The sequence below is a fragment of the Bifidobacterium sp. WCA-178-WT-4B genome, from assembly GCF_009696495.1.
GTDB lineage: Bacteria > Actinomycetota > Actinomycetes > Actinomycetales > Bifidobacteriaceae > Bifidobacterium > Bifidobacterium infantis.
Genome location: NZ_VULV01000002.1, coordinates 228,499 through 244,117, shown reverse-complemented (window position 1 = coordinate 244,117; position 15,619 = coordinate 228,499). Strand labels below are relative to the sequence as shown.

The window sequence follows — 15,619 nt, the reverse complement described above, 5'->3', positions numbered from 1 at the left end:
ACCATCTATCAGGAGGAAGCATGGCCAAAATCAAGGTCGAAGGCACTGTCGTCGAACTCGACGGCGACGAAATGACACGCGTGATCTGGAAAGACATCAAGGATCGTCTGATCCTGCCGTACCTCGACGTGAACCTCGACTACTACGATCTGGGCATCGAGCACCGCGACGAGACCGATGACCAGGTGACCATCGACGCCGCCCACGCCATCCAGAAGCACCATGTCGGCGTCAAGTGCGCCACCATCACCCCCGATGAGGCCCGAGTCAAGGAATTCGGTCTCAAGAAGATGTGGAAGTCTCCCAACGGCACCATCCGCAACATCCTGGGCGGCACGATCTTCCGCGAGCCTATTGTGATGAGCAACGTGCCTCGTCTGGTGCCCGGCTGGACCAAGCCGATCGTCGTGGCCCGTCACGCATTCGGCGACCAGTACAAGGCCACCGATTTCAAGGTTCCGGGAGCCGGCCAGCTGACCGTCACCTTCACTCCGGACGATGGCTCCGAGCCGATTCAGCACGTGGTCTACAACTACGGCGAAGACGGCGGCGTGGCCCAGGTGCAGTACAACGTCAACGATTCGATCCGCGGTTTCGCTCGCGCCTGCTTCAACTACGGCCTGATGCGTCATTACCCGGTGTACTTGTCCACCAAGAACACAATTTTGAAGGCCTACGACGGCCAGTTCAAGGACATCTTTGCCGAGGTATTCGAGACCGAATACAAGGACAAGTACGCCGAGGCCGGCCTGACTTACGAGCACCGCCTGATCGACGACATGGTGGCCAGCTCCCTGAAGTGGCACGGCGGTTACATCTGGGCCTGCAAGAACTACGATGGCGATGTGCAGTCCGACTCCGTGGCCCAGGGCTTTGGTTCGCTGGGCCTCATGACCTCCGTGCTCATGACCCCGGACGGCCAGACCGTCGAGGCCGAAGCGGCGCACGGCACCGTGACCCGTCACTACCGCCGCTGGCAGAAGGGCGAGAAGACCTCCACCAACCCGATCGCCTCCATCTTCGCGTGGACCGGCGGCCTTAAGCACCGCGCCGATCTGGACGGCACGCCCGAAGTCCGTCACTTCGCCAAGACGCTGGAGAAGGTCATCGTCGACACCGTTGAAGGTGGTCAGATGACCAAGGATCTGGCCATGCTCATCGGCCCGGACGAACCGTGGCTCGACACCGACGGCTTCATGAACGCGCTGGACGAGAACCTGGCCAAGGCTCTGGCCGAGTAAATCATCGAACACATCGTACGGACCTACATAGGTCATGTCATGTCGCCAACTGTCATGATTGTCGTGCTTCATCTGGAATGTTCCTCAGCACGATAATCATGACAGTTGTTCGATGCACGCACGTAATACCCCTAATTGTTCCCGGATATGTGGCGATTTGTCCACTGGTCCGGGACTTTTTCGTATACGGCCTACTAGAATCGTGATTCAGTTTGTTTTCACGCCCGCTTGAGGAGGTTTCGCCGCTTATGGTGTTCGCACGCCGCTCAACCACCCTTCTCGCCGCCATTATCACATCCTGCGCGATGGTGCTGTCACTGACCGCGTGCACCTCAGACAATAAGACCGTTGTAGATGGTCAAACCACGGTGACGTCCAATTCTTCCGGCGGCGTGGCCGTGTTCACGCCTTCGGACGGCATTACGCTGAACCAGCAGACGCCACTGAACAAGTGGGCGAAGCTGGTGCCTGACCTGACCAAGGCTCTGGTCGACGCCGGTTTCAAGAAAGGCGATATCGATCATACGACGTCCGACTCGTTGGACAAGCAAAGCCGCGCCATCCAAGACTTTGTGGTCGATCATCTTTCGAATAACACCACGGGCGATTCCGGCATTGCCATCGCGCCCGACAACATGACATTGCTCGTGGCTCCAGTAGTCGAGGCCGACGCTTCCACTCGCCAATACGGCGATTACGTCAGCCAGAACCTGAGCACCAACGATGCCACGGATGAGGGAGCTACTTCTGACGGTGATTCTTCCGAAGACAGCTCTTCCAAAGATGACTCGTCCAACACTGAGAGCGACGGCACTGCATCGGACGAGCAGGCGCAGGCCGTGGACCGGCTGGTCTCATCGCTCAAGCTGGCCAAGGAATCCGGCATGCATGTGGTATTGCTCGGCAACAGCATCGAGGGATATACGCCGGACGCCTTCGTCAAGTTCTCGGACGCCCAGACCATCGGCAAGCTACAGGCGGAAAAGATGGTGTCCAAACTCAAGTTGGATAAGGCCAGTAAAGACAACCCCAAATACATTGAGGTGCTGCTGCCATACACCGCCGTGGACGAAAAAGGCAACGCCAACGATTCCACGTTCGCCCAAGAGGCGTTCCGTGGTATCTGGCAGGTACTGGGCTCCTACTATCAGAAGGGCGTTGTGGAAAGCCCTTCAGGCACCTTGGACGGCAAATCCACGGAAAACGATTGGCAAGCCGTGGCCTACGATGCCGCCAAGGAAGGCTCCACTGCGAAAGTGCTTGACAAGCGTCTGGCAAAAACCGACGGGCAGTCCACACTCACCCGTATTGACGGCATCATCACGATGAACGACTATATCGCCTCCGCGGTCGTCAAGGAATTGGACGATCTGGGATACACCGGCTCTGCCGCCGATATCAATCCGCAGATCACCATCTCGGGCATTGTCGGCAATATCACCGGCAAGAAGGATCTCAGCCGCGACGCCGTGCCGGACCCGATCAAATCCCCGGAAAACGACAACGCAAACGACTCATCCAGTTCCGATGACGATGCGGATAAGGACACCTCCGCTTCCGACAAGGACCGTGACTCGCAATGGCCTCTGGTGACCGGATACGGCGCGTACGTCTCGAACATCCCATCCATCGTCAATGGCAAGCAATGGATGACCGGCATGGAAGACAGACAGACCATCGCCACGGATATCGCTCAGGCCTGCGCCAGGCTCAACAAGAACGAAGCGCTGAATTCCATGCCTTCAATCAGGAACTCCGAGGTAGGCGGCGTGAAGAAGATCCCGACCATCAATGAACCGTTGCTGGCTGTCAGCGCCAGCAATCTCAAGTCCGCGCTGATCGCCCCCGGATATATCTCCTTGGCCGATGCCGGTCTGTGATTCATACTCGTCACGCCGCTAGCCGCCTGCGATGCCTCTTTCGTACGGCCCTGTTCCGGCCGACAAACATTGCTGAATCATGACGGCTTCAGTACGATTTTTCGACTCCCCGCATATTGCTGTGGGTCAAGATAGTCGGCTGTTCCTCGCTTGAGGCCCCAATGCAGGCAACGGTCTTCGCAATGGTCCGAGTTGCCCTCAACGATGCCTACGGGCTGTCTGCGGGAGATCGTATCCCCCACCGAGAGCTCGGTAACAGCCGGTTCGAATGTTGACGTGACACCTCCACGATGCCGTACACTCACCACATCTTTGCCAGCTACTTTGCCAGCAAAACTCACGGTCCCTGCCTGTGGTGACAGAATTACGGTACCTTGCTCCGCAACAAGATCCACGCCACGATGACCTGGTGCCCACGGGTTGATCGGCCGCTCGAACTGTTGTTCGACCTGTGGATCGTCGACCGGCCAGTCGAACCGGGGTTCGCACTGATTGCCATTGCGCCATGCCAAATCAGACATATCGGTGAAATCCTCCACCGTGTATGCCGCATCTCCGGTCACCGCAGTATCCGCATGCGCAACATGCTGAGGCGTGGATGCCAGCCCTACTCCCAAGGCAAGCAGCAGGCCGATAACGGCGGCCAACGCGATTATGGCATCCATACGCCGTTGCCGTTCCTGAGCCCGCTGACGCGCTTGCTGACGCCGCCTGCTGGCACGTCGGGCTTCGTCGCGACGCCAATCAAACAACAGTGGTGCATTCATGAGATTCCTCCCCATAGTGTAAGTGTGATGTGATTCCGGCTTCTTTGCCGGTGATACCCACCTTGAGGGGTCCGAAACAGGATGTCCAGTCAGAACGACCTATGTGGTTCCAGCTTCCGAAGTTATCCACAATGAGATTTCGCGTGACAGTATCGCCGCATCGTCATGTTGTATGAGTGGGTATTCGATGAGTCCGATTCTGCGGAATTCAGCGCGACATGCCATACACGCATGTAATTTGCTTTTTCGTGGCAAGCATGTAGAATGTGTGACTTGTGCGCGAGAGAAATCTCAAACACAGCAGACATTCCTGCGTAGCTCAGTTGGCAGAGCATCCGACTGTTAATCGGACGGTCACTGGTTCAAGCCCAGTCGCAGGAGCTCACCTGAACGGGTAACTCCGGACGGGATGAAAATTGAATATTCCTGCGTAGCTCAGTTGGCAGAGCATCCGACTGTTAATCGGACGGTCACTGGTTCAAGCCCAGTCGCAGGAGCTCACCTGAACGGGTAACTCCGGACGGGATGAAAATTGAATATTCCTGCGTAGCTCAGTTGGCAGAGCATCCGACTGTTAATCGGACGGTCACTGGTTCAAGCCCAGTCGCAGGAGCTCACCTGAACGGGTAACTCGGGACGGGATGAAAATTGAATATTCCTGCGTAGCTCAGTTGGCAGAGCATCCGACTGTTAATCGGACGGTCACTGGTTCAAGCCCAGTCGCAGGAGCCATCGAAAGCCTCGATTCTCCGAGGCTTTTTTATTTTCATCGCATTGGTGACCAGACACGACACCCCATCATCAACCGGGAAATCCATGGCGAAGACCTCACCACTACTCACATCAGGCAAACAGGACACTGTCAATTCACCGATGAGAGGCACGGTATTCCCAGTATCAGTCTGGGAATACCGTGCAAATCTTACATCGAGACCTTGGTCAGGGGCATGGCGGAGTCGATCGGGAAGTCGGGGGCGCTGGGGGCCACGCCGGCTTCGACCAGGTTCACGCCGAGCATGGCGACCATGGCACCGTTGTCGGTGCAGAGCTTGATTTGCGGGATACGGACGTCGACGCCGTAGTTCTCGCCGAATTCGAGCAGTTTGGCGCGCAGCTGCGAGTTGGCGGAGAAGCCGCCGCCCACGATCAGCGTGTTGGAATCGTACTGCCGACAGCCGCGCATGGACTTACGGGCTAGCACGGTGGCCACGGAGTCGGCCAGGGATGCGCACACGTCGTCCACCGGAATCTCATGGCCGGCGGCCTGCTCGCTTTCCACCCAACGGGCCACGGCGGTCTTGACACCGGAGAAACTGAAATCATACGGGTGCGCGGCACCGGCCTTGCCTTGGGTCAGACCCATCGGCACCTTGATGGCGTGCGGGTCGCCGTTCTGGCCGTGGCGGTCGATGTGCGGGCCGCCCGGATACGGGAAGCCGAGCAGACGGGCGACTTTGTCGAAGCACTCCCCCGCCGCGTCATCCAGCGTGGTGCCCACCACATCGATCTTGCGCGGCATGTCCTCCACATGCAGCAGCGAGGTGTGGCCGCCGGAGACAATCAGAGCCAGCGTGTCCTTGGGGAACGGGCCGAACTGCAGCTGAGTGACGGCGATGTGCCCGATCACATGGTTGATGCCGTAAATCGGCTTGTTCGCAGCCCAGGCCAGCGCCTTGGCGCCGGACACGCCCACGGCCAGGCAACCGGCCAGTCCAGGACCGGCGGACACGGCGATGGCGTCCACGTCCGCCAACGTCATGTTCGCGTCGGCGAGCGCCTTGGACACGCATGGCACGAAGGCCTCAGCGTGCGCACGGGAGGCGATTTCGGGGATCACGCCGCCGTATCGCGCGTGTTCCTCCATGGATGAGGCCACGACGTTGGAGAGCAGTTCGCGGCCGCGTACGATGGCGGCCGCGGTTTCGTCGCAGGTGGATTCAATGCCCAGTACAACCGGTTCGCTCATCGTGCTTCTCCGTTCTTCTCCGTTTGCTTGCCAGTGATGTCTTCAGTGTCCGCCGATGCCGTCTGCGAGGCGGCAAAGCCCACGACCCTAGGTTTCAGGTCCAAGCTCATGGTGTATGCGTCGATGCCTTCAGGCTGGTAGTAGCGTTTGCGCAATCCAATGCGTTCGAATCCGAACCGGTGATACAGGGCCAGCGCAGGGTCGTTATCCACACGCACTTCGAGCAGCATGCGCGAGGCGCCCTGACGCTTCGCCTCGTCGACCAGTGCCTGAAGCAACGCAGCGGCGATGCCTTGCCGCTGGTATGCCTTGCCCACGCCGATGGTCATGAGCTCGGCGTCCTCGCCGTCATACCAGAAGCCGGCGTAGCCGCGGACAACCGCCTGTTCCACCTCTCCCAGCACATCCAGCAGATACGTGCGGGCCGGTGCGTCCAGTTCCTCTCGCACCATGTTCGCATTCCATGCGCCGAGGCCGAACAGTTCGCCTTCCAACTGTGCGATGGAGCAAACCGCAAGATCACGACTTACGGCAGTGATGTCAACAATCATCGGGCCACAACCCACTTCACGCCTTATCGGCACCGGCATGGCCGAGCACGTGCTTCAGCGGATTCGGCACTTCGGCGTCCGGACGGCGCAGGTACAACGGTTCGACCGGCGTATCGGGATTACGGTTGGCAACCAGTTCCGCATCAGTGGCAAAGATAGCGAGACCTTGCTCCCCTTGGTCCAATACGGATTCATCGGTGATGTCGCCAAGCTGCTCGATTGCACCCAGCGCATCCGCATATTTGCGGGCCCCATGACCCACAACATCCACGACCACATCCACATTGCTGTCTTCTGGCATAAGTCCGTCGCGGTACGTATGAACGGCATCATTCACGCGCTGCGCGATGGATGCAGGGTAATCGATATCCATGTCAATCAGAGCCGTCGCCACGGTTTCGCCATCGGGATCGCCAACGAGCGGGTCCGAGTACAACGCAAAATAGAGTTGCTTGCGGCGTGCGTCGTTTACGGCAAGAGTGAGCACATGGCATTTATGAGTATCGCCGAGAGTGCCGGCTTTGCCACGGCGAATGAGATTCCATTGCACCTGAGACTCAAGAACATTATGGCCGATAAGCGTCGCTCCCGTTGCGAAAGCCAGTGCCTTGGCCGTAACGATACCGGCACGCAGACCAGTAAAGGGGGCTGGACCGGTACCCACAATGACTGTTGCAATGTCAGATGCTGGGAACCCGGCCTCCTCGACCGCGCGCGCGATATTGACCTGCAGTTTCTCCACATGGGTGCGCGAATCGGTCTCTACAATGGGATCGCGCCCCACAATGCCGACCGTCGAGCCGAATGAGGTGTCAATCACCAACGTGCCACCCATGAATCCTCCTAGTCGTAAAGCCTCTAGAGAGTGTACATCGAGGAGTCTATAGGCGCATGGCTTACTGCAGATCGAACGCGGCCCATCGCTTGCCGACTGGGACGAATGCGACGGTACGAGTGCCGTTGCTGGTGAGTTCGCCGTCTGATCCAGCGGATGCGGCATCGGAGGAATCGAGAGGTCGATCGATATGGATTTCAAGTCGTTCTGGCGCCAAGGCGGTGGCCATTTGTTCGCCCCACTCCATAAGCACCACCGTGTTCTCGCCGGGGTCTTCAAGTTCTTCGTCCAATCCCAGCGATTCCAGCTCGTCCAACAAACGCCCGATGGCGTCCTGCCCCGGCGCATAGGCTGAGCCGCCCAGACGGTAGGCATCCACATGCACCAGATGAGACGGAGTGCCGTCGGCGAAATGTCCGTCGAGTTCGCGGGCAATGGTGAATGTAGGAGACACGATGGGTTCGGTAATGCCCAGCCCCGCCCCGAAGCCCTGGGCGAATGTGGTTTTGCCGGCACCAAGAGGGCCTGAGAGCAGCAATACATCGCCGCCGTGTACCATTCCGGCCACACGACGGCCGAGCTCCTGCATGGCCTCGCTGGTGGGAGCCGCAATAGTGTGTTCGCTCATAAATACCCCTTTATCGACTTTTACCGACCTTTATGACTGATGTCTTCAATGCAGCGTTCCAGCGCATATACCGGGTCGCCACCGTTTGTTTTGCTTTGCTCATCCGCCCAGGCGAGCATACGGATGCAATGCGCGAGTCCTGTCGAAGTCCAGCCGCCAAGTTGGCGCATCGCATTCTTCAGCACCCACGGATTGGTTTTCGCTTCGGCCTGGGAAATCGTGCCGGCCCGTACCGCCGAGGCTTTGGCAATGGTACGGAGCTTCATGGCCAACGCGCCGATCAGCGCGATGGGATCGGTCCCTTGTTCCACAGCTGCACGCATCATGACGATGGCTTCTGCGGTTTTGCCTTCCACGGCCTTGTCTGCCACGGCAAAACCGGTGACCTGCGGATTGGCGGTCAAATACTGGTTGACACGGTCGAGGCCCATCGGATTATCGTCAAAGTCGAAACACAGTTGCTCGCACATGGCGGCGAGTTCGCCGGTTTTGCCGCCGAGTACGGATACCAGCTGCTGTGCGGCCATCGGTTCGACTCTACGACCACGTTTCTCGAATTCTCCGAGCACGAAATTGAGCTGTGCATCCGGTTTCTTCAAATCCGGCACGTCCTCTTTGCGAGCGCCGGCTTTCACCAGTTGGTCGATGATTTTGCGCCCTTTGACGCCGCCCTCGTGCTGGCAGATCACCACGCTGGAGCCGTTCGGATCCTTGGCGGCCTGCTTGGTGTACGCCACCAGAGCTTCGGCGAGCTTGTCGTCGGCATTCTGCAGGTTGACGAGTTTGACCACGGCAACGTCGGAAAGCAACGATGGGCTGACGGCTTCATCGAAGGCATACTGGTCGGCCGATGTGGCGTCGAGTTCGATGAGGTCGGCGTCGGGCCGCGCCTTCAACGCCTGCGCGCACAGTGCCTTGGTGCGCGCGTCGTTCAAATACGAGTCGCCTCCGGGCACCACGGTTACCGGTGCATTCGCTGCTGTTTTCGCCATGCCACCATCTCGCCACACAGGTTGGACAATGACCTGCCGGCATCACGATTTTGCCGCTGCCGTCAAGATAGTGGTATTCGGCTGGGATTGCGATGGTTGCTGCACCGAATACCGCATTGGCTATTCGGCTTGCCGCCGCGTAAAGAGGCGTCTCGTCTCCTCACACCAGAGACTGAGGCGGACGCGCCAAGCGGAACCGAAGCGCACGCCAGACATTCCGGCCTCATAACGACGGACATGCTGGAGGCAACGGCTGACGAACACCAGTAGCATGCCGATACCGATTTCCGCCGCCACAATCAGCACGGCACCCGTAACGCCGTCTTTCCATGGGATAACGGCCATCGTGCTGCCGCCCAGCCACAACGCCACCCGTTCCATCACCAGCGTGCCCCATGACGATATCCACGCGAATACGCCGGCCAGCCATGGCGTGCACCATGCGCAGGCCAGTGCCATCAATCCCGCCATCGTGGCCAATCCCACGAACGGTGACACCAGCAGGTTCGCCGGCACGGACAGCAACGACAATTCCGGTTCCATCAACACCTGAATCGGCAGGGTGAACAATTGCGCGGCCACGGTCATCGCCATCATTTCGGCGATGCTGTGCGGCATCGCTCGCTCAAAGGCACCGGCCAGCCGCCCCGCAAACAGCACGATACCCAGTACGGCGGCCGAAGACAAGGCGAATCCGTAGCTGGCCGACATATCCGGGTTCACCGCCAATACACCGATTATCATCCAGCATAGGGCGCTCAACGCTTGCGTACGCCGTCCCATCGCATACGCCAACGCACCTATCAATCCCATGATGAACGCGCGGGTGACCGAATCACTGGGGAACATCGTCAATGCCAGCAGCGCATATACTCCAGAGACCAGCAACGCCGTCAGCCGCCGATCAAGCAGCATCCACATGCATAACCGACGCACCAGTCCTGCCACCAGTACGAAGTGACCGCCGGATACGGCCATGAGGTGCATGATGCCGGACCGGCGGAACTGATTTTCCAACGTTTGCGCATACGTGCTGTTGACCGGCATCGGACCGGCATCGCCGCCGATATAATCCTGGCCAAGCACACCCATCGTCAATCCCGGCACCAACACACGCCCCTGATCGGACAATTGCTCGGTCACGGTGAAAAACGCCTCCTGCACCTGCGCAATCGCGGCGAGATGCCACGGCGGAGCCCGCACCTGCGCTACCGGCTGTTTTCCTTCCAAGAGCAGCCATAGCGGTATGCGTCCATATCGCGCTTGCTGCAATACGCCCGTCAACAGATAGACCGCGCCTCGACGCAACTGCCCACAATACGATTCATCGGCGTATACGCGCACGGCGACCGTGGAACGTACGTCCGTGCCATCCACAGTGATGCCGTTCAGCCGTATGTCCGTCTGACAATCGTATGTGCGTTGGTCCGAAGCGATCACGGGCGTCGTCACCGTGGCCATGACTTCGTGGTATGAACTGGATTGGCGAGCTTGTGCGGAGGCAGGATCATGCCAGGCAATGGTGTCCGACGCGATTGCCGCCATGCTGCCGATGCACGCCACCGCAACGCATACGGTCAATGTTCCCGTCCACCTGATTCGCAGGCGGAAAGACACCACGATCATCGCCGCCACGGCAGCACATGACGCCACTGTTATAGGTAATATTCGTGTGACAGGCCATTCCATGCCGATTATGGTGGCGTCAATGCCAGCTCCGGCATCGGCCTTTGCCTGACCGGTGCCGAGTCCATCAGACATCCTCCATGCGAATAATGCGTGCGCTCCCAGACTCGCCGCCCACATCACTATGGCGATCGGCAGCATCCTCCAATCGCGGCTCCCCTGCTCGCGCAGTATCCGATCCCTGCTCATCCGACCGTCACCTGCCCTCGCATGGTCTCCAGCGTCTTGGAGCCGATGCCTTTGACATCCAGCAGCTGATCGACTGATGCATACCCGCCAATCGCCGTGCGATGATCAATGATCCGCTGAGCGGTAACCGGCCCAATACCTTTGATGGATTGCAATTCCTCAGCGGTGGCCGTGTTGAGGTTGATGAGACCATGCGTGGAAGCGCCGGCATCGCTGCCGTCCGTCTGCATGTGCGGAGATTGCGTGGTATCCGATTCGGGGTTCGCTGTGGCATCGGAATGCTCCGACTGCTGCGGATCCGTGCGTTTCTCGTCTGTGGTGTTCTGCGATGGCATCGTCTGATCTCCAGCGGAGCCGCCCGTGGTCTGCATGGCGGTCGGTTGAGACAGCATGGCCATATTCATCGACTGCTGGACCAGCAATGCCAAGCTGATGCCAAGGGCGACGATCAGCAGCAATATCACGGCCAAGGCATGCCCAATGGTGAACGACAATCGCGGCTGATCCCGGGTGAGTCTGGCTGATTCTCCGACGGCATCGGCGGAACGTACGCCAATCAGATCCGATAACGCACGTTTGTCACGGGTCGCCTGCCGCAGGCCGCTCTGCGCCCTTTGGGGCGGGTGGCCGGCCGGACGAATCCGTGCATGGCCGGGAGGCGGCGGAGGCGTCGTGGGCCGTTCCACTCGCGGTTGGGGCATGGCTTCGCTCTGCCTGCTGAATGCGCGCAAACGGTTGGCGGCATGGTCTGCGCGATGGTTATGAGAAACGCCCATGCATCCACGCTGATGGATTCATGGGCGTTTGTCCAGCTGAAACGGGGTATGTGGTTCTAGCTTATGAAGTTATCCACAATTGAGGTGGGGCGGTTGACGCTCCCCTCAGTCTCGCCACGCGAGCGGCTCCCCTCAAAGAGGGGAGCCTAACCCGCAACAAGTCACTCCGCGGGAACGATGGAGACGATCTTCGGGGCCTTGACGATCACCTTGCGCGGCTCTTTGCCGCCAAGACGGTCGGCGACGGCGGCCAGCGCCTGCCGTTCGAGGTCGGCCGGATCGATGTCGACCGGCACTTCGAGCTTGGCGCGCACCTTACCCTTGATCTGCACCACGGCGGTCACGGTATCGTGGCCCACGTAACGCTCGTCGGCCACCGGCCACGGCTCGGCGGACAGGGATTCGGCGTGACCCAGCTTGCTCCACATCTCCTCGCAGATGTGCGGGGCGATCGGCGCGAGCATCAGGACCAACGGCTCCACGGCGGCACGCGGCACGGCCTTCAGACCGGTCAGATGGTTGTTGAGCACGATGAGCTTGGCGATGGCGGTGTTCGGACGCATGCCTTCCATTTCCGCGGTCACTTCGGCAATCGTGTTGTTGAGCAGCTTCAGGGTCTTTTCGTCCGGCGTGTCCTCGGTCACATGGGCCTGGCCGGTGGTCTCGTCCACCACGTTGCGCCACAGACGCTGCAGGAAGCGCATGCCACCGACCACGTTGCGGGTGTTCCACGGGCGGGATTCGTCCAGCGGACCCATGCTCATCTCGTACAGGCGGAAGGTGTCGGCGCCATAGTTCTCGTACATGTAGTCCGGGGTCACGATGTTCTTGAGGGACTTGCCCATCTTGCCGAATTCACGGTTGGCGTGTTCGCCGTTCCAGGTGAACGTCGGCTCGCCGGAGGCGTCGGCCGGGCCTTCCACGACCTCGTCGGCCGGCACGTACTGGCCGCGGTCGTCGGTGTAGGCGTAAGCCTGGATCATGCCCTGGTTGAACAGCTTGTGGAACGGCTCGGCCGAATCCACATAGCCCAGGTCGAAGAGCACCTTGTGCCAGAAACGGGAGTAGAGCAGGTGGAGCACAGCGTGTTCGACGCCGCCGATATACAGGTCCACGCCGCCTTCATCACCCGAGTACCTGTTGTGGTTCGGACCCATCCAGTAGTCGAACTCATCCTTCTGCACCATGTGCTTGGTGTCGGTCGGGTCGATGTACCGCATGTAGTACCAGCAGGATCCGGCCCAGTTCGGCATGGTGTTGGTGTCGCGGTAGTAGGTCTTCTTGCCGTCGCCCAAGTCAAGCTCGACCTTGACCCAGTCCTCGTTGCGGCTCAGCGGCGCCTCGGGATTGGACTCGGCGTCCATCGGGTCGAAGGTGCGCGGCTCATAGTCCGGCACATCGGGCAGGCTGATCGGCAGGGCGGAATCCGGCAGCAGGTGCGGGGTGCCGTCCTCGCCGTACACGATCGGGAAGGGCTCGCCCCAGTAGCGCTGGCGGGAGAACAGCCAGTCGCGCAGACGGTAGCTCACGGTGCCCTTGCCGACACCGGCGCCCTCCAGCCAGGCGTTGACCTTGGCGATGGCATCATCCACGCGCAGACCGTTAAGGCTCAGCGCGTCGCCCTTGGCTTCGGTGGCCTCGACGGAGGAGTTGATCACGATGCCGTCATGGGAAACGAACGGCGCCTTGCCCTCGTAGTTGGCCAAGTCGTCGCCGGAATCCGGCAGAGGCTTGACGGTGTAGATGACCGGCAGACCGAACTTCACGGCAAAGTCGTAATCGCGCTGGTCGCCACCAGGCACGGCCATAATGGCACCGGTGCCGTAGTCCATCAGCACGTAGTCGGCAGTGAACAGCGGGAGCTTCGCGCCGGTGATCGGGTTGGTGGCGTACAGGCCGGTGAACAATCCGGTCTTCTCCCCCGCTTCGTCCACGCGGTCCTTGGCGGTCTTGGCTTCGGCGGCGAGCCTGTAGGCCTTCACCGCCTCGACCGGGTTGACATAGCCGCCCTTCCAATCCTCGGGCACATCAGCCGGCCATTCGGCGGGCACGTTCTCCAGCAGGTGATGTTCCGGGGAAACAACGGCGAACGTGGTGCCGAACAGCGTGTCGGGACGGGTGGTGTAGATTTCCATGTCCTTGTCACCGTCGGCAGTGGCCACGGTGAAGTGCACGGAGGCACCATGGGATTCACCGATCCAGTTGCGCTGCATGAGCTTGACCTTCTCAGGCCAGTTGATGCCGTCAAGGTCGGCGATGAGGCGGTGGCCGTACTTGGTGATGCGCATGGACCACTGACGGAGCTCACGCTGGAAGACCGGGAAGTTGCCACGCTCGGACTTGCCTTCGGCGGTGACCTCCTCGTTGGCCAGCACGGTGCCCAGACCCGGGCACCAGTTGACCGGGGACTTGGAGATGTAGGCCAGGCGGAAGTCGTTCAAGATATCCTGCTGCTCGGCGGCAGTGAGGTCGGACCACTGCTTGCCATCGGACTCGTGGCCCGGAATGGCCTTTTCGCCGGATTCGAACTTGGCCACGAGCTCGGCGATCGGGCGTGCGGAGCCCTTGGAGCCGGACGGGTTGGTGGCGTCCTCGTCGTACCAGGAATCGTAGATGCGCGAGAAGATCCATTGGGTCCAGCGCACGTAGCCGGGGTCGATGGTGGCGAACGTGCGGCGGTTGTCGAAGCTCAGACCCATGCGGTGCAGCTGGCGGCTCATGTTGGCGATGTTCGCCTCGGTGGTCACGCGAGGATGCTGACCGGTCTGGACCGCGTACTGTTCCGCGGGCAGGCCGAAGGCGTCATAGCCCATGGCGTGCAGGACGTTCTCGCCCTTCATGCGGTGGTAGCGGCTCGTCACGTCGGAGGCCAGATAGCCCAGCGGGTGGCCCACATGCAGACCCTTGCCGGAGGGGTACGGGAACATGTCCATGGCGAAGTAGGCGGTGCGGCCTTCGGCGTTACGGCCCTTGCCGTCCTTCAAATCGCCGTTGACGTTGGCGGCCCAGAAGGTGCCTTGCTCGTCCCAAATCTTCTGCCACTTGTTTTCGATGTCCTGCGCCAGTGCGGCGTTGTAGCGGAAGTTGGGCTCTTCGGTTTGCGTGCTCTTCTCGTTGTCACTCATAAATCAGCAAGGTAGCCTCGCAACTGGACACGTCGTCAATCGTTATTCAGCATCCGAGACGATGGCTTTGGGGTCACCGTTCAGCGAAACCGTGAGCTTTGTTTGGCTTGTGAACGTATCCTTGGCGGCCGTCCAGCTGCCATCCTCAACCATGTCTTCCAATGCTTCCGCGATTTTCTGCGCCAATTGGCTGATGCCTTGACTCACGGCGATGCCATAACTGACCTCGCCCTTGTCCGCAATCACGTCCATATACTGGGGCCCGTTGGCCGCTTGAAGACCGGAAAGCACCGCCATATCGGAGGCTATGGCATCCGCCGACCCTACTTGCACAGCCGTGACGCACTGCGCATAACTGCTACGCTCCTGAATCCGAGCCTGCGGGTGGTTGCCGCGGAAGATGCCGACTGTCTCGTCACCTTTCACTGCGCACACCGTGCCGTCGCCTACGTCGCCCACCGAACCTGCGTCATTGGTGAATCGGCCACGCTCATCCGACCTGACCAGCAAACCGACGCTGGTCGTGAGGTATGGTCCGGCAAAATCAACGATCGCGCTGGACCCATCGGTGATAGGCCAAGAGGCGACGACCATGTCGACCTGTCCATTGTCCAGCATGGAGCGCCGGTTTCCGGGGCGAACCTGCTTGAAGACGATCTGCTTGTTCGCATAGCCGAGTTTGGCGGCCACGTATTTGGCGATGGTGATGTCGAAGCCCTGGTATGTGCCGTCATGCCATGCTCCCACCGATGGTTCGTCGGCTGCGACCCCAATGGCGATGGTGGGTCCCTCCGGCGCTCCGGAGACGGTGGTGACTTGAATTTGGCCGCAACCGGCCAGACCAGATAATGGCAATATCATGCCAAAGGCCGCGGCGAATCCTGCCATCAGCCGGGAGCGAAATCCGCGCCGCATCGGGCGGCGAGCGCGGAGCACGCTACGGCTGGCGAACGATGACCAATGGTGCATAACCGTCAAACGCC

The 15,619-nt window shown here is 60.1% G+C and carries 12 protein-coding genes and 4 tRNA genes; 6 read left to right on the top strand and 10 right to left on the bottom strand.

Annotated features, from left to right (window positions below):
* Nucleotides 1-20 precede the first annotated feature (20 nt).
* Nucleotides 21-1,241 carry an NADP-dependent isocitrate dehydrogenase gene (locus FYJ31_RS02875; protein WP_007056123.1) on the top strand — a complete coding sequence of 407 codons (1,221 nt, stop codon included), beginning with the start codon at nucleotides 21-23 and terminating at the stop codon, nucleotides 1,239-1,241.
* A gap of 248 nt (nucleotides 1,242-1,489) precedes the next feature.
* Nucleotides 1,490-3,121 carry a substrate-binding domain-containing protein gene (locus FYJ31_RS02870; RefSeq protein WP_144099434.1) on the top strand — a complete coding sequence of 544 codons (1,632 nt, stop codon included), beginning with the start codon at nucleotides 1,490-1,492 and terminating at the stop codon, nucleotides 3,119-3,121.
* A gap of 77 nt (nucleotides 3,122-3,198) precedes the next feature.
* Here the strand turns inward: FYJ31_RS02870 and FYJ31_RS02865 are convergent, their stop codons facing one another.
* A complete protein-coding gene (locus FYJ31_RS02865) occupies nucleotides 3,199-3,888 on the bottom strand; it encodes a M23 family metallopeptidase (RefSeq protein WP_060620973.1) in 690 nt (229 codons plus the stop codon).
* Between the two features lie 308 nt (nucleotides 3,889-4,196).
* Here FYJ31_RS02865 and FYJ31_RS02860 point away from each other — a divergent pair.
* The 4 genes from FYJ31_RS02860 to FYJ31_RS02845 all read left to right on the top strand — a co-directional run bounded on the left by FYJ31_RS02860 (nucleotide 4,197) and on the right by FYJ31_RS02845 (nucleotide 4,620).
* Nucleotides 4,197-4,269, top strand: a tRNA-Asn gene (locus FYJ31_RS02860).
* Between the two features lie 43 nt (nucleotides 4,270-4,312).
* A tRNA-Asn gene (locus FYJ31_RS02855) sits at nucleotides 4,313-4,385 on the top strand.
* 43 nt (nucleotides 4,386-4,428) lie between these two features.
* Nucleotides 4,429-4,501: transfer RNA gene (locus tag FYJ31_RS02850), tRNA-Asn, on the top strand.
* Between the two features lie 43 nt (nucleotides 4,502-4,544).
* Nucleotides 4,545-4,620 (top strand) — tRNA-Asn (locus FYJ31_RS02845).
* 190 nt (nucleotides 4,621-4,810) lie between these two features.
* On the opposite strand, the gene tsaD is transcribed toward FYJ31_RS02845, so the two are convergent.
* The 9 genes from tsaD to FYJ31_RS02800 form a co-directional block, all read right to left on the bottom strand.
* Nucleotides 4,811-5,854: a tRNA (adenosine(37)-N6)-threonylcarbamoyltransferase complex transferase subunit TsaD gene (gene tsaD, locus FYJ31_RS02840; RefSeq protein WP_029679520.1), complete on the bottom strand. Its 1,044-nt coding sequence runs from the start codon at nucleotides 5,852-5,854 to the stop codon at nucleotides 4,811-4,813.
* Nucleotides 5,851-6,405, bottom strand: a complete 555-nt coding sequence (gene rimI, locus FYJ31_RS02835) for a ribosomal protein S18-alanine N-acetyltransferase (RefSeq protein WP_195839421.1) — start codon at nucleotides 6,403-6,405, stop codon at nucleotides 5,851-5,853. The genes tsaD and rimI overlap by 4 nt, the downstream gene beginning before the upstream one ends.
* 16 nt (nucleotides 6,406-6,421) lie before the next feature.
* Nucleotides 6,422-7,240: a tRNA (adenosine(37)-N6)-threonylcarbamoyltransferase complex dimerization subunit type 1 TsaB gene (gene tsaB, locus FYJ31_RS02830; RefSeq protein ID WP_154535916.1), complete on the bottom strand. Its 819-nt coding sequence runs from the start codon at nucleotides 7,238-7,240 to the stop codon at nucleotides 6,422-6,424.
* A 61-nt stretch (nucleotides 7,241-7,301) separates the two neighbouring features.
* Nucleotides 7,302-7,868, bottom strand: a complete 567-nt coding sequence (gene tsaE, locus FYJ31_RS02825; RefSeq protein WP_012577375.1) for a tRNA (adenosine(37)-N6)-threonylcarbamoyltransferase complex ATPase subunit type 1 TsaE — start codon at nucleotides 7,866-7,868, stop codon at nucleotides 7,302-7,304.
* A gap of 20 nt (nucleotides 7,869-7,888) precedes the next feature.
* Nucleotides 7,889-8,860 carry a DNA polymerase III subunit delta gene (gene holA, locus FYJ31_RS02820; RefSeq protein ID WP_154535915.1) on the bottom strand — a complete coding sequence of 324 codons (972 nt, stop codon included), beginning with the start codon at nucleotides 8,858-8,860 and terminating at the stop codon, nucleotides 7,889-7,891.
* A gap of 120 nt (nucleotides 8,861-8,980) precedes the next feature.
* Nucleotides 8,981-10,735, bottom strand: coding sequence for a ComEC/Rec2 family competence protein (locus tag FYJ31_RS02815; protein ID WP_195839420.1), 1,755 nt, complete (start codon nucleotides 10,733-10,735; stop codon nucleotides 8,981-8,983).
* A complete protein-coding gene (locus FYJ31_RS12675; protein ID WP_012577372.1) occupies nucleotides 10,732-11,511 on the bottom strand; it encodes a ComEA family DNA-binding protein in 780 nt (259 codons plus the stop codon). Before FYJ31_RS12675 ends, FYJ31_RS02815 begins: the two co-directional genes overlap by 4 nt.
* Nucleotides 11,512-11,672: 161 nt before the next feature.
* Nucleotides 11,673-14,636, bottom strand: a complete 2,964-nt coding sequence (leuS, locus tag FYJ31_RS02805; RefSeq protein WP_154535914.1) for a leucine--tRNA ligase — start codon at nucleotides 14,634-14,636, stop codon at nucleotides 11,673-11,675.
* 42 nt (nucleotides 14,637-14,678) lie between these two features.
* Nucleotides 14,679-15,524 (bottom strand): glutamate ABC transporter substrate-binding protein, encoded by an 846-nt coding sequence (locus tag FYJ31_RS02800; RefSeq protein WP_060621623.1) that lies wholly within the window; start codon nucleotides 15,522-15,524, stop codon nucleotides 14,679-14,681.
* Nucleotides 15,525-15,619: the final 95 nt, after the last annotated feature.

Excerpts from the sequence above, each read along its gene's own strand:
- FYJ31_RS02875 (WP_007056123.1), top strand. The coding sequence starts at position 21 with ATGGCCAAAATCAAGGTCGAAGGCACTGTCGTCGAACTCGACGGCGAC.
- FYJ31_RS02870 (WP_144099434.1), top strand. The coding sequence starts at position 1,490 with ATGGTGTTCGCACGCCGCTCAACCACCCTTCTCGCCGCCATTATCACA.
- FYJ31_RS02865 (WP_060620973.1), bottom strand. The coding sequence starts at position 3,888 with ATGAATGCACCACTGTTGTTTGATTGGCGTCGCGACGAAGCCCGACGT.
- tsaD (WP_029679520.1), bottom strand. The coding sequence starts at position 5,854 with ATGAGCGAACCGGTTGTACTGGGCATTGAATCCACCTGCGACGAAACC.
- rimI (WP_195839421.1), bottom strand. The coding sequence starts at position 6,405 with ATGATTGTTGACATCACTGCCGTAAGTCGTGATCTTGCGGTTTGCTCC.
- tsaB (WP_154535916.1), bottom strand. The coding sequence starts at position 7,240 with ATGGGTGGCACGTTGGTGATTGACACCTCATTCGGCTCGACGGTCGGC.
- tsaE (WP_012577375.1), bottom strand. The coding sequence starts at position 7,868 with ATGAGCGAACACACTATTGCGGCTCCCACCAGCGAGGCCATGCAGGAG.
- holA (WP_154535915.1), bottom strand. The coding sequence starts at position 8,860 with ATGGCGAAAACAGCAGCGAATGCACCGGTAACCGTGGTGCCCGGAGGC.
- FYJ31_RS02815 (WP_195839420.1), bottom strand. The coding sequence starts at position 10,735 with ATGAGCAGGGATCGGATACTGCGCGAGCAGGGGAGCCGCGATTGGAGG.
- FYJ31_RS12675 (WP_012577372.1), bottom strand. The coding sequence starts at position 11,511 with ATGGGCGTTTCTCATAACCATCGCGCAGACCATGCCGCCAACCGTTTG.
- leuS (WP_154535914.1), bottom strand. The coding sequence starts at position 14,636 with ATGAGTGACAACGAGAAGAGCACGCAAACCGAAGAGCCCAACTTCCGC.
- FYJ31_RS02800 (WP_060621623.1), bottom strand. The coding sequence starts at position 15,524 with ATGGCAGGATTCGCCGCGGCCTTTGGCATGATATTGCCATTATCTGGT.